This window comes from Stappia sp. G46H5W (assembly GCF_058448995.1).
This window is the reverse complement of the sequence record NZ_JBZFLL010000002.1, coordinates 752,348-764,644: the sequence shown is the minus strand read 5'-3', so window position 1 is coordinate 764,644 and position 12,297 is coordinate 752,348. Positions and strand designations below refer to the sequence as shown.

Below are 12,297 nucleotides of genomic sequence, written 5' to 3'. Positions count from 1 at the left end.
CGCAGGCCGCTACCCTGCCCGCTGTTGATCCTCGGAGTTTTTGAAAATGCCTTTTCCGTTTCCCCGGCTCGCCCGCTCCTTTGCCCTCGTCTGCCTGCCGGCTTTCGCTCCATTTCCGGCCGCTGCCGACCTTCAGACGGTCCTGCAGCAGGAACGCGCCGGTCTTGCGGAGAGCTGCCCGGACGGCATGGAATTCCTTGCCGGTTTCGCGGCTCCAGTGAACATCAACGGCGATGCGACGCAGGACATTCTGGTCGACTACGGCCAGCTCTCCTGCAACGGAACGCAGATGATGTTCTGCGGCTCGGCCGGCTGCACCCAGAAGATCTATCTCGGCCGCGCCGATGGATCGCACGCAATGGTCGGTGAGTTCCTCGCCTACGAGCTGCGCTTCGACCGCCCCACCGAAGGCACCTTCCTTGCGGTCCTGCATGGCGGGTCCTGCGGCCGTGCCGGCGCGGAGACCTGTTTCCAGCGCTATGCGCTGAGCGGTGAGACGGTCGAAATGTTGCAGGAGGAGCCGCGCGACCGCTGGTACTTCACCGAAGGCCCCTCGCCCTCGGCGACGCTGGCAACCTCGCAAGGAGACAGCCTGCGCCTTGTTTGCGACGACGGCTCGCTGCGCATCCAGTATGGTCCGACCTGGATGTGGGAAGAAAACGGCTCGGTCGCCGACCATGCCCGCGATCTTTCAAAACCTCAGGGCCGGATCGAGATTGAAATCGAGGTGGATAGCGGCCAGCCGACGGCGGTGCCCTTCATGATCGAGGAGGCGGCGCGCGTTCTGCAATCGCCGACGCTTGCCCCGGGCCAGCCGTTCTTCGCGGCGCTCATGCAGGGAAGTTTCGTCGAGCTTCACCTCGGCGGCTCGCTGGAGCACTTGCGCAGCTTCACGCTCAAGGGGTCTTCGAAGGCAATCGGCAGTCTGCTGCAGGCCTGCGGCCGGGGCTGAAAACGGAGTGACGAACGGGCGCCCGAGCCCCCTCCCCGATCTACCCCTGGTCTTCTTCCAGCTCGGCAATGTCCCGCGCATCCACGACCTTGCGCGCCACCGACAACGAAAAGCCCTGCCGGCAGAGCGCGGCCATCTCCTTGCGCAGCCGGTCGGGATCGGCCTCGCCCCGTCGCCAGGGGCCGAAGCGGCGCTTGCGGGCGGCAATGCAGGCGGCGGTGAGATCGTCGCTTTCCTCCTGCGCCATCAGCTCTTCGGCAAGCTCCTGCTCGATGCCCTTGGCCGCCAGCACCGCGCCGATCCGCCGGGCCGAGCGGCCCTTGCGCCGTTCGGAGGCAATACGGGATTCTGCAAAGAGCCGGTCGTTGACGAGGCCGGACGCGGCGCAGCGCGCCACGACAGCCTCGATCATCGCGTCGAAATCACCGGGCTCGAGTTCGCGCGCCGCGCGCATCACCTTGCGCTCGAGCACCCGCTTGAGGTTTTCGCGGCTGGAGCCGTAGCGGTCGAGATAGTGGAGCGCCGCCTTCATCAGCCGCTCCTCGGTCGGCGGACGGGCGGCGCGGGTCATGTTTCGGCGTCGAGGCTTGCCGAAAACCGCAGGCCGTCATAGGCCGGGATCACACCCTCGGGCAGCTCCGCTTCCAGCGTGCGGTAGTCGAGATCGACGTGCATATTGGTCAGGATCGCCTTGCGCGGGCGCATGCGGGCGATCCACTCCAGCGCCTCCGACAGCGAGAAGTGCGAGGGATGCGGCGTGCGCCGCAGCGCGTCGATCACCCAGGTGTCGAGTCCTTCGAAGCCCGGCCGGACGGCATCCGGAATGTCTTTCACATCAGGGAGATACGCGACATTCCCGAAGCGGAATCCGAGCGCCGCGATATCGCCGTGCTCGACCTCCAGCGGCAGGAACGGGATCGGCCCGCCTGCCCCCTCGATCACGCCCGGCGTGCCCGCGGTGATGCGGATGTCACGCAGGATCGGCGGATAGCTCGACCCCTGCGGCGTTGCGAAGCCGTAATAGAACAGATCGTGCGCCCGGTGCGAGGTGACCGCATCCATATGGACCGGGATCAGCTTGCGATGGGTGATCGCCAGCGGCCGCAGGTCGTCGATGCCGTGCAGGTGGTCGGCATGGGAATGGGTCAGCAGCACCGCATCCAGGTCCGTGACGCGGGCATCCAGCAGCTGCTGGCGCAGGTCCGGCCCGGCATCCACCAGCACGCTCGTGGTGCCGTTCGGTCCCTTGCGCTCCACCAGCATAGCGCAGCGCATGCGCCGGTTGCGCGGCTCGTTCGGGTCGCAGTCGCCCCAGATATTGCCGACGCGCGGCACGCCGGCGGACGAGCCGCAGCCCAGAATGGTGAAATCGAGCCGGGCCCCGTCCGTCATCGCTCTCAGCCTTCCTGCTGCAGGTGCCGCGGCACCCGCGAGAACAGGCGGAAGAAATTGGCGGTGGTCTGGCGGGCCATCTCGGCCTCGCTCATGCCCTTCGTCTCCGCCAGCACCTTGTTGGTATGCGCCACATAGGCCGGCTCGTTGCGCTTGCCGCGCCAGGGCTGGGGCGCCAGATAGGGCGCATCCGTTTCCACCAGCAGCCGGTCGGCCGGCAGCTCGGCGGCGATCGCCCGCAGCTCCTCGGAGCGCTTGAAGGTGAGGATGCCGGAGAACGAGACATAGAGCCCCAGCTCGATGCCGGTCAGCGCCAGGTCGCGCCCGGAGGAGAAACAGTGCAGCAGGGCCGGAAAGGCCCCCTTCTCCGTCTCCTCACGCAGGATCGCGGCCATGTCGTCGTCCGCGTCGCGCGAATGGATCACCAGCGGCAACCCGGTCTGGCGCGCGGCGGCGATATGCCGGCGCAGCCCCGCGGCCTGCGCCTCGCGCGGCGCCTTGTCGTAGAAATAGTCGAGCCCCGCCTCGCCGATGGCGACGACCTTCTCGTGTGCCGACAGGCGCACCAGATCGTCGGTCGTCACGGCCATCTCGGCCTCCTCCCCCGCATTGTGGGGATGGGTGCCGACCGAGCAGAACACGTTGTCGTAGCGCTCCGCGAGTGCGCGGATCGTGTCGAACCGTGCCACCCGTGTCGAGATCGTCACCATCAGGCGGACCCCGGCCTCGCCGGCGCGGGCGATGATCTCATCGCGCTCGGCGTCGAAGTCCGGGAAGTCCAGATGGCAATGGCTGTCGACCAGCATCACGCGGCTCCGCCGGCCGGCGCCTCGGCCTCGACATAGCGCGGGAAGACGCCCTCGGGCTTGGGCAGCTCCGCGCCGGCGGCAAGCCGCCCGCCAGCTCCCAGCCGGTCGAAGCTGCGCGCATCCGCCGGCACCGCCAAGAGGTCGAGCAGCTTGCCCGCACTCGTCGGAATGACCGGCTGCGCCAGGATCGCGACCTGGCGGATCACTTCCGCAGTGACGTAGAGCACCGTCGCCATGCGCACCGGGTCGCTCTTCTTCAGCGCCCAGGGCTCCTGCGAGGCGAAATAGCGGTTGGCCTCGGCGACGCAGGCCCACACCACCGACAGCGCCTGATGGATCGCCTGGCGCGACATAGCCTCGCGCGCACCGGCAAGCATCGCATCGGCCTGGCCGAGAATGGCCTCGTCCTCGGCCGTGAAGGCGCCCGGCTCCGGCAGGCGCGCCTCGCAGTTCTTGCCGATCATCGACAGCGAGCGCTGCGCCAGGTTGCCGAGATCGTTCGCCAGATCCGCATTGATGCGGTTGACGATGGCCTCGTGGCTGTAGTTGCCGTCCTGGCCGAAGGGCACTTCGCGCAGGAAGAAGTAGCGCACCTGGTCGAGGCCGTAATGGTCGATCAGCGCGAACGGGTCGATCACGTTGCCGACCGACTTCGACATCTTCTCGCCCTTGTTGAACAGGAAGCCGTGCGCGAAGACCCGCTTCGGCAGCTCGATCCCCGCCGACATCAGGAAGGCCGGCCAGTAGACGGCGTGGAAGCGCACGATGTCCTTGCCGATGACGTGCAGGTTCGCCGGCCAGTAGCGCCAGCGCGGGTTGCTCTCGTCGGGAAAGCCGGCGGCGGTGATGTAGTTGGTCAGCGCGTCGACCCACACATACATCACGTGCCGCTCGTCATCGGGCACGCGCACGCCCCAGTCGAAGGTGGTGCGCGAGATCGACAGGTCCTTCAGGCCGCGGCTGACGAAGCTGACCACCTCATTGCGGCGCTCGTCCGGGCCGATGAAGTCCGGATTGGCCTCGTAATGGGCGAGCAGGCGGTCCTGATAGGCCGACAGGCGGAAGAAGTAGCTCTCCTCCTCGACCCATTCGACCGGCGAGCCCTGCGGGCCGTAGCGCACGCCGTCGGCGCGCAGCTCCGTCTCGCCTTCCTGGTAATAGGCCTCGTCGCGCACCGAGTACCAGCCGGAATAGCTGTCCTTGTAGATGTCGCCATTGGCCGCCATGCGGCGCCAGATCTCCCGGCTCGCCTCGTGGTGGCGCGGCTCGGTGGTGCGGATGAAATCGTCGTTGGAACAGCCGAGCGCCGCCGCCATGTCGCGGAAACGGGTGGCGTTGCGTTCCGCCAGCTCCTCGACCGGGATGCCTTCCGCACGCGCGGTCTGCAGCATCTTCTGGCCGTGCTCGTCGGTGCCGGTGAGGAAGAACACGTCGCGGCCGTCGAGGCGCTGGAAGCGCGCGATGGCATCCGTCGCCATGCTCTCGTAGGCGTGGCCGATATGCGGCGCGCCGTTGGGATACGAGATGGCAGTGGTGACGAAGAAGGGCGATCGATCGGTCATGGCCTGTCAGAGGATCCGGATTACAGGTGGCGGCCCGAATGGGCGTTCCAGAAGTCGAGTGCGAGGCGGCGGGCGTCAAGCCCGCGCGGTTTCGGCAAGATCGCGCAAGGTGTTGAGCACGATCTGCTTCCTGTCGAGATTATAGGCATCCGCCTCGCGCGCGGCGCGGCTGGTCTTTTCCCATACCTCGCTCAGCCTGACAAGGCGCTGGAGCCCGCCCTGCCCTGCCTCGCCGAGCCGGGTATGCAGGTGGTCGGCCACAAGGTCCTGAAACAGGCTCCAGGCATCGTCCGCACCGGTGCGCGACACCTGGTCGGCAAGGTCGTGCGCCGCCGCCGCATCCAGCCGCGGAAGGCCGGCCATCAGCTTCGCGAAACTGTCGGCCAGTTCGATGGAATCGCCCGCCGCCAGCTTGATCGCCTTGCGCAGGCTGCCCTGCGCCAGATCCGCCGCCCTGCCCGCGATCCGGTCTGCCGGATCGGCGACGCCGAGTTCGCCGAGCCCCGCCAACACCTCCTCGCGCGACAGCGCGCGCATGTGGAGCATGCGGCAGCGCGAGCGGATCGTCGGCAGCAGCCGGCCCGGGGCATGGGACAGAACCAGAAACAGAGACCGCTTAGGTGGTTCTTCAAGAACCTTCAGCAAGGCATTGGCCGCATTGACATTCATGTCATCGGCCGCATCGACGATACAGATCCGCCAGGAGCCTTCCGAGCCCGTAGATCCGAAGAACGGCACCGTGCGGCGGATCTCGTCCACCGTCAGGTCCTGCTTGATCTTGTCCTTGGCCTTGCGCTTGGGATCGTACGGCCGCCGCAGGTGCAGCAGCCCCGGATGGGCGCCCGCCGCGATCTTGCGAAAGTCCGGATGCCCGGCAGGGATCGCACAGTCCGGCGCCTCGGCGACGGCCGGGCTGGCCGGATCGGGATGCGCCAGCGCGAAGCGGGCGAAACGGAAGGCCAGCGTCGCCTTGCCGATGCCCTTGGGCCCGGCGAGGATCCATGCGTGATGCATGCGGCGGGAGCGGTAGGCCGACAGCAGCTCCGCTTCCGCCTCGCGGTGGCCGATCAAGCTGTCGCGCTCGCGCGGCAGCGGCACGTCCTCGATGGCATCGGCTTCCGTCAGCAGCGGATCGGCCAGGTCGTTCATGTGCGTGCGCCCTCGCCCTGCAGCAGGCGCGCGGAGACCGCCCGCCAGATCTCCTGTTCCACCTCGTCCTGCGTCCGTGTTCCGTCGATCACCAGGAACCGCTCCGGCTCGTTGGCGGCCAGCTCCAGGAAAAGCTGCCGGCGGCGGTCATGCACCCTCGCCCCTTCCGTCTCGAAACGATCCGGCTGGGGCGCGCTGCCAGTGGCGCTGCGCGTCATCACCCGGGCCATGCCGACCTCGGCCGGCACGTCGATCAGCACCGTCAGGTCCGGCCGGCAGCCGGCGACGGCCAGAGCTTCGAGCCGGTCCAGGAATGCCGTGTCGACGCCGGATTCTCCCTGGTAGACGCGGGTGGAATCGGCAAAGCGGTCGCACAGCACCCAGTCGCCGCGCGACAGTGCCGGCTCGATGGTGGCGTCGACATGGTCGGCGCGGGCCGCGGCGAACATCATCGCCTCCATCTCCGGGCCGAGATCCTTGACCCGGCCGCCGAGCAGCAGCCGGCGGATGGTTTCCGCGCCCGGAGAGCCGCCCGGCTCGCGCGTCACCACCACCTTGACGCCCGCTCCTTCCAGCCGCCTGCGCAGCCGGTCGATCTGGGTCGACTTGCCGGCCCCCTCGCCGCCCTCGAAGGTGACGAAATGCCCGCGCTCGCCAGGCTCATTCATCGAGCCACCATCCGAACAGGGTTTCCTTGACCACATCGGAGGCCCGGCTCGTCACCGTGCCGGCCTCGGACGCGCCACCGGTCAGCAGCGGCGCGCGGTAGACGATATCGCTGTCCCTCAGCACCCGCAGCTCGCCGACCTCCGTGCCCGCCTGCACCGGCGCGGGCAGCGGGCCGCGATAGATCGCGCGCAGCCGATAGGCCCGGCGGTCGCCGCGCGGCAGCAGGATCTCGACATCCTCGCGCACCACCAGCGGCACTGCCCCCACCGTGCCGCCGAAGACGCGCGCCTCGGTCACCGTGTCGCCAGCGGAAAACAGCACCACATCCTCGAAGTCCTTCTCCAGACTGTCGAACAGACGGCGCAGCGCCTCCTCGCGCCTGTCGGCATCGGGATATCCGGCAACGATGCCGATCAGCCGCCGGCCGCTGCGCTCGGCCGAGGCGACCGCGTTGTAGCCCGCCCCTTCGGCAAAGCCTGCCACCAGCCCGTCGACACCCGCGACCTCGCCGATCAACGGGTTCTTGTTGCGCTGGAAAATGCCGTTCCAGGTGAAATCGGGCGCGCTGAACAAGGCATAGCGGTCGCTGTGGCGGGTCAGCACATAGTCCGCCAGCCGGGCCATGTCCCGCGCGGTCACATAGGACTCGGCCGTCTCGTAGCCGGTCGGATTGGCGAACAGGCTCCCGGTCAGGCCGATTTCGGCGGCCTTGTCGTTCATCCGCGCGGCGAAGGCTTCCTCGCTGCCGGCGATTCCTTCCGCCAGCACGATGGCCGCATCATTGGCATTCTGGATGATCAGGCCGCGCAGCAGGTCGATCACCGGCACCTCGCTGCCCAGTCGGGCAAACATGGTGGTGACGCGGGCCGGCGCGCCGCCGCTGCGCCAGGCATGCTCGCTCACGGTGAAGACCGTTTCCTCGGTCAGTTCGCCGGCCGCCAGCGCATCGAGGACGACCGCCGCCGTCATCAGCTTTGCCGAGGAGCCGGGCTGATAGCGCACGGTCGGATTGCGGCTGGACAGCAGCGTGCCGGTGGTGATGTCGAGGAGCAGCGCGGAGGTGTTGTCAGGCGGGCTCGCGTCTTGTGCGCGGGCAGCCCCTGGAGGTACGGCAAGGGCCAGGCCGAACGCCAGCAGCCCGGACGCGAGAACACGCGCCAGGTGCTGCCGCAGCGCACCTGGGCGATTCCGTCTCCGCATTGCGGCAACAGCCGTCATTCCCTGCACTCCCCGTCCCGGCCCGATGTTCGCGCCATGGCGAAAACATACAGGCTCGAGCGGGTCAAGCCTACCTGTGCCTTGAGCTATTTCAGTCCGACTGGCGGGCGGCGAGCTCACGCGGCGACAGGCCCTGGTCGATCGCGTCGAAGGCGGCATAGGCACCCTCGATACGGGCCGTGGCCCGGTAGGACGAGATCGCGGACCCGCGGGAGAACGTGCTCGGCTGGCCGAGATAGGCCGGCCCCGGCGCCAGAACCGGCTCGGTCGCGACCGCCGGCACCGCCGGCTGCGCGTCTCCGCCATAGCTCATGACCGGCGTGGACGCCGTGCTGTCCTGCCCGGCGCTTGCCGGAACATTACTCTCGAACGTGTTGAGCGAGGCGACCTGCACCGATGCCGCGCCGGATTCGAACGCGACCGCCGGGTCGAACGCGGCGGTGACCATCTGGCCGAAGCCGCCCGAGCCCGCGAGAACCGGCCCGTACGGACGGTTGCGCGGCAGCGGCGCGGGGCCGGAGACCGGCGCCGGGCTTGCGGCCGGAATATCGGCCTGGGCCAGCATCGTGCCCGGCATGGTGGCGCCCGGCTCGACGGAGCCCGGGCCACGATAGGAGGCCATCAGGAAGCTCTGGTCCTGCCCGTCCATGCGGGCCTTGCCCACATATTCCACCTTCACCTTGGCCACGCCCGCGCTCTTGAAGTCGAGCATGGTCGCGACCTTTTCGGACAGGTCGATGGTGCGGTTGCCGTGGAAGGGCCCGCGATCGTTGACGCGAACAATCATCGAGCGGCCGTTCTTCAGATTGGTCACGCGCGCATAGGAGGGAAGCGGCATCGTGGTGTGCGCTGCCGTCGGCGCGTTACGGTCGAAGACCTCGCCATTGGCGGTCATCCGGCCGTGGAAGGTCGGCCCGTACCAGGAAGCGAGACCGACGGAGGTGTAATTCGGATTGTCCTTCGGGTGGTACCACTTGCCGGCCACCTTGTAGGGCTTGCCGACCATGTAGCGGCCGCCGCCCTTGGGCACGGCCTGGTTGCCCGAAACGACGCGCGGGCTGGCCGCGACGCCGTACTTTTCTTCGCTGAACTTGACCTTCTTGCCCTTCGGGGCAGAACCGCAGGCGGCCAGCGCGAGGCACAGCGAGGAAACCGCCAGAATGCCGAGACTGCGCGAGGAAAGCAGGCGACCGGAATCCGGCGCCACGCTGCTGCGGGAGGAATTGGGGTCTGTGCTCAGGTGCCGGCGTTCTGCTGCCGGGGCCTTGCCATCGTTCATTCTGCCGCCCTACTCGATACCTGACCGGCGGTTTTCGCCCGGGGTTCCGGCTGGGACGAACCTTCTGTCCGCCTTGCCGCTCCTTCGGTCGACATCCTGCTGCCAGGCGGCCGACCGCGCGGGGTCCTTTGCCGCCATGTGCAGTGGACTTACAAGGTTAGGTGGAGCGACGCCCGTTTCAGGACTGCATGTCCGGGGGAGTCTGTCTCGTTCGCCTGCCTTGCGTGCCCTGCCGGTCGGACCCGTCTCGTTGCGATGCTGCCCCCCAATGGCGCATCACGACACGTGTACCATGCCGTCTCTTACTGCAAGGTGAAGACGCGGTCGACGTGCACGCATGTCGCAGCGCACGTTTTTCAACAACCTGTGGCGAAAGGGTCGCAGAATGACGTCGGGGAGGACGTGGTCGCGCCCTCCCCGAACCGTATTTCCTTGATTGGAGCCGATTACTGGCCGATGCGGGCGCGCCCGGTCATGCCGTCGTCGCGGCGCCAGAAGAGCGTGTTGCCGTCGCCCTTGGACAGGGTGAAGCAGAACTGCTTGCCGTCGTACCAGGCCTGCCACTTCTGGCAGAGCCGGTTGCCGCGCACCCACCAGCGCCCCTGATCCTTCGGCTTCATGAAGCGGCCGAGCCCGACCGCATCGCCCGATCCGCTGACCTTGCCGTTGGTCTGATAATAGAGAGGAAACTCGCCGCCGAGCGGCACCTTCAGATAGATGCGCTTGCCGGCGACCGTCTTGCGGATTTCCTTTTCGGAAAGCTGCGCGCTGGCCAGCGCCGGCGTTGCGACGACGGCGACACTTGCGATCAGCGCGGCGAGCGCGCCTGCCTTGCGTAGCTGCATTGCTTGTCTCCCGGTCGAACCTTGGGGGAAAGCGGCCCCGTCGGGCCCGCTTGTCACTATGCAAGGAGTTACGCGCCTGTCCGCCCGCCGGATCAGCTGCACCGGGCTTTGCGCGCCCCGGCCGCCCCTTTCTGCCACCGAAAAAGGGCGATGCGACCATTTGTGATACGGGTCACATCCTCACCGGGAGCGCCGGACTACAACGGACCCATGGCGCGTGCCCCCGCGCCGGACGCCGAACAACGGCGCAGCCGCCGATCCGGTCCCTGCCTCGACCTTCCGGATCGGCGGCTTTTCTATTTCTCCCCCAAAAAGCCCGCCCGGCCTGTTTCCACAAGGCCCCGGCACCCGGCCCCGGCCGCGCACCGGCCCCCGCCCTGACCGCTGTCCGTGCAAGGCGCAGCAGCGGACGGCGACCGGCAGCCCCTTGGGCGCGCGACTTCGCACCGCGCTCTTTCACATGAAGAAACGTCCGGCACCGCCCTCGCCTCGCCGCTTGACAAGCCGGCCCGCGAGGGCGAAACGAAGCGCAACGGAAGAGTGGCCGAGTGGTTTAAGGCAGCGGTCTTGAAAACCGCCGTACGGGAGACCGTACCGTGGGTTCGAATCCCACCTCTTCCGCCATCACCCTTTTTCCATAAGCCCCAGACCACCCCAAAAGCCTTGCCTCTTCTGGGTGTTGCGCACTGTCACGCCCAATCATTTCCAGCCGCACCCATCCAATCCCCGTCAAAAGCGGGCACAAATGCGGGCACGGCGAGAGAAATGCGGGCACGCCCCCTGCCGCGCAACAAGCTGCCATCCCATTCCTCATCCGATATAAGTCCCTAAGCACCATCCACGGAGACGGACGCGTGAGATCGCAGCCCCTTTATCAGACGGACGCGAGTTTGCTCGTCCTGGAAACCTCGGCACTCGATGCCCGCGCGGGCGCTGTGCTTCTCGACCAGTGCATCGTCTTTCCCGGCGGCGGCGGGCAGCTTGCGGACCGCGCCACGCTCCGCTGGTCTCGCGGCGAGGCGGCGATCACCGCCGTCACGCCCGACGAACGGGGATGGTGGCACGCGCTCGACACCGAGGATGAGCCGGACGGCCCTTTGCAGGTCCAGGTGGAGCCGGAATTCCGTCGTCTCATGTGCGAGCTGCACACCCTCGCCCATATCGCCAACAGCGTCGTCTTCCGCGAGTTCAACGGCGCGCTGCTGACCGGCGCCCAGCTGTCGGACGACGAGACGTTCCGGCTGGATTTCGATCTTCCGGGCTCGGATGCGGCCAGGCTGCGCGAGCTGGCTGATCCCATCAACGAGGTGATCCGGGCCGATCTTCCCGTGCGGGCCTTCCTGATGCCGTGGGACGAGGCCAACGCCGTTCCCGGACTGTTTCGCAGCAAGGCCGTCTCGCCGCCCCGCCAGGACGACGGCAACGTCCGGATCGTGGAGATCGGCGAGATCGACCGGCAGGGCTGCGGCGGCACGCATCTGGCCTCGACCGGGCTCGCCCGGCCCGTGCGCGTGCTCAGGGTCGACAACAAGGGCCGGCAGAACCGGCGCGTGAAGATCGGTTTCTAGCGACTAGCGCGCACGGCCTGCACCGCTCCCTCAGCCCAGCCACAGCGCCTTGAGCGGCATCCACAGGCCCATGGCGATCATCATCAGGTTCTCGGTCAGCGAAACGAAACCGAGCGGCACGTTGCTCGCTCCGCCGACGCAGGCGCATTTCAGCTCCCGCCGGTCGATATAGACCGCCTTGAACACCGAGACCGCGCCGACCGTGCCGATGAACAGCGCCACCGGCGCTGCGATCCACAGCAGCGCGCCGGCGATCATCAGCACGCCGGCCAGCGCCTCGCCGAAGGGATAGACCCGGCCGTAGCGCACCCAGCGGCGGGCCAGCAGGTCGTAGTTCAGGAACATGGTCGAGAAGCTCTCCACGTCCTGCAGCTTCTGAATGGCGAGAATGCACATGCTGATCGCGACGAACCACTCGAAGGCGCGCAACGTCAGGACCGAGCCGAAGGCCGCCCAGCTGGCGGCCAGCGCCATCAGCAGCGCCATGGCGAAGATCGCGATCACCGGGCGATAGCTGGTCGCGTCCTCATCCGGAACGCTCTCGCCGAAATAGCGGCGCAGCTCCTCGTGCCCGCCGATCCGCTGTCCGTCGATGAAGGTCTGCGGCGTCGTGTCCACCTCGTGCTCGCGCTTGAACCGGTCGGTCTCCTCGCGCGAGGCGAGATGATGGTCCTCGACGGTGAAGCCGTGCCGCTCCAGAAGGTCCTTGGACTTCAGCCCGTAAGGGCAGATGTGGTCCGGCATCACCATCCGGTAGAGCGTGGCGCGTTTGTGCTCCTCAGCGGCTGTCATGGCGCGGTCTCCCCTTGGTGTCGGCGGGCAAGGCGAACGCCCGCCCTCCCTTACCCAACGGG

12 protein-coding genes and 1 tRNA gene are annotated in these 12,297 nt (G+C 67.7%); 3 read left to right on the top strand and 10 right to left on the bottom strand.

Annotated elements, in window-relative coordinates:
- Positions 1-46: 46 nt before the first annotated feature.
- Positions 47-952 carry a hypothetical protein gene (locus ACVJ6E_RS09215; RefSeq protein WP_147421829.1) on the top strand — a complete coding sequence of 302 codons (906 nt, stop codon included), beginning with the start codon at positions 47-49 and terminating at the stop codon, positions 950-952.
- Positions 953-992: 40 nt separating this feature from the next.
- On the opposite strand, the gene ACVJ6E_RS09210 is transcribed toward ACVJ6E_RS09215, so the two are convergent.
- From ACVJ6E_RS09210 to ACVJ6E_RS09170, 9 genes are all read right to left on the bottom strand, one after another.
- On the bottom strand, positions 993-1,523 hold the full coding sequence (locus ACVJ6E_RS09210) for a regulatory protein RecX (RefSeq protein ID WP_120267987.1): 531 nt from the start codon (positions 1,521-1,523) through the stop codon (positions 993-995).
- Complete coding sequence (locus ACVJ6E_RS09205) at positions 1,520-2,344, bottom strand: MBL fold metallo-hydrolase (RefSeq protein WP_120267986.1); 825 nt, start codon at positions 2,342-2,344, stop codon at positions 1,520-1,522. The genes ACVJ6E_RS09210 and ACVJ6E_RS09205 overlap by 4 nt, the downstream gene beginning before the upstream one ends.
- A gap of 5 nt (positions 2,345-2,349) precedes the next feature.
- The gene (locus ACVJ6E_RS09200) at positions 2,350-3,150 is read right to left on the bottom strand and encodes a TatD family hydrolase (RefSeq protein ID WP_120267985.1); all 801 of its coding nucleotides are present in this window, start codon (positions 3,148-3,150) and stop codon (positions 2,350-2,352) included.
- The gene (gene metG, locus ACVJ6E_RS09195) at positions 3,150-4,715 is read right to left on the bottom strand and encodes a methionine--tRNA ligase (protein WP_120267984.1); all 1,566 of its coding nucleotides are present in this window, start codon (positions 4,713-4,715) and stop codon (positions 3,150-3,152) included. Before metG ends, ACVJ6E_RS09200 begins: the two co-directional genes overlap by 1 nt.
- A 75-nt stretch (positions 4,716-4,790) precedes the next feature.
- On the bottom strand, positions 4,791-5,864 hold the full coding sequence (locus tag ACVJ6E_RS09190) for a DNA polymerase III subunit delta' (RefSeq protein WP_120267983.1): 1,074 nt from the start codon (positions 5,862-5,864) through the stop codon (positions 4,791-4,793).
- Positions 5,861-6,532 carry a dTMP kinase gene (gene tmk / locus ACVJ6E_RS09185; protein WP_199681033.1) on the bottom strand — a complete coding sequence of 224 codons (672 nt, stop codon included), beginning with the start codon at positions 6,530-6,532 and terminating at the stop codon, positions 5,861-5,863. Before tmk ends, ACVJ6E_RS09190 begins: the two co-directional genes overlap by 4 nt.
- Positions 6,525-7,733, bottom strand: coding sequence for a D-alanyl-D-alanine carboxypeptidase family protein (locus ACVJ6E_RS09180; RefSeq protein ID WP_158592638.1), 1,209 nt, complete (start codon positions 7,731-7,733; stop codon positions 6,525-6,527). Before ACVJ6E_RS09180 ends, tmk begins: the two co-directional genes overlap by 8 nt.
- Positions 7,734-7,842: 109 nt before the next feature.
- Positions 7,843-9,030: a septal ring lytic transglycosylase RlpA family protein gene (locus ACVJ6E_RS09175; protein WP_120267980.1), complete on the bottom strand. Its 1,188-nt coding sequence runs from the start codon at positions 9,028-9,030 to the stop codon at positions 7,843-7,845.
- 446 nt (positions 9,031-9,476) lie between these two features.
- Positions 9,477-9,875, bottom strand: a complete 399-nt coding sequence (locus tag ACVJ6E_RS09170; protein WP_120267979.1) for a hypothetical protein — start codon at positions 9,873-9,875, stop codon at positions 9,477-9,479.
- Positions 9,876-10,409: 534 nt separating this feature from the next.
- Here ACVJ6E_RS09170 and ACVJ6E_RS09165 point away from each other — a divergent pair.
- Both ACVJ6E_RS09165 and ACVJ6E_RS09160 read left to right on the top strand, forming a co-directional pair.
- A tRNA-Ser gene (locus ACVJ6E_RS09165) sits at positions 10,410-10,499 on the top strand.
- A 230-nt stretch (positions 10,500-10,729) separates the two neighbouring features.
- A complete protein-coding gene (locus tag ACVJ6E_RS09160) occupies positions 10,730-11,443 on the top strand; it encodes an alanyl-tRNA editing protein (protein ID WP_199681031.1) in 714 nt (237 codons plus the stop codon).
- Positions 11,444-11,473: 30 nt separating this feature from the next.
- Here ACVJ6E_RS09160 and ACVJ6E_RS09155 read toward each other — a convergent pair whose 3' ends face one another.
- Positions 11,474-12,235, bottom strand: coding sequence for a glutaredoxin family protein (locus tag ACVJ6E_RS09155; RefSeq protein WP_208996640.1), 762 nt, complete (start codon positions 12,233-12,235; stop codon positions 11,474-11,476).
- Between the last annotated feature and the right edge of the window lie 62 nt (positions 12,236-12,297).

Bases quoted from the DNA above. Each gene is read 5' to 3' on its own strand.
- ACVJ6E_RS09190 (WP_120267983.1), bottom strand. From the start codon at position 5,864: ATGAACGACCTGGCCGATCCGCTGCTGACGGAAGCCGATGCCATCGAG.
- metG (WP_120267984.1), bottom strand. From the start codon at position 4,715: ATGACCGATCGATCGCCCTTCTTCGTCACCACTGCCATCTCGTATCCC.
- ACVJ6E_RS09170 (WP_120267979.1), bottom strand. From the start codon at position 9,875: ATGCAGCTACGCAAGGCAGGCGCGCTCGCCGCGCTGATCGCAAGTGTC.
- ACVJ6E_RS09205 (WP_120267986.1), bottom strand. From the start codon at position 2,344: ATGACGGACGGGGCCCGGCTCGATTTCACCATTCTGGGCTGCGGCTCG.
- ACVJ6E_RS09215 (WP_147421829.1), top strand. From the start codon at position 47: ATGCCTTTTCCGTTTCCCCGGCTCGCCCGCTCCTTTGCCCTCGTCTGC.
- ACVJ6E_RS09180 (WP_158592638.1), bottom strand. From the start codon at position 7,733: ATGCGGAGACGGAATCGCCCAGGTGCGCTGCGGCAGCACCTGGCGCGT.
- tmk (WP_199681033.1), bottom strand. From the start codon at position 6,532: ATGAATGAGCCTGGCGAGCGCGGGCATTTCGTCACCTTCGAGGGCGGC.
- ACVJ6E_RS09155 (WP_208996640.1), bottom strand. From the start codon at position 12,235: ATGACAGCCGCTGAGGAGCACAAACGCGCCACGCTCTACCGGATGGTG.
- ACVJ6E_RS09200 (WP_120267985.1), bottom strand. From the start codon at position 3,150: ATGCTGGTCGACAGCCATTGCCATCTGGACTTCCCGGACTTCGACGCC.
- ACVJ6E_RS09210 (WP_120267987.1), bottom strand. From the start codon at position 1,523: ATGACCCGCGCCGCCCGTCCGCCGACCGAGGAGCGGCTGATGAAGGCG.
- ACVJ6E_RS09175 (WP_120267980.1), bottom strand. From the start codon at position 9,030: ATGAACGATGGCAAGGCCCCGGCAGCAGAACGCCGGCACCTGAGCACA.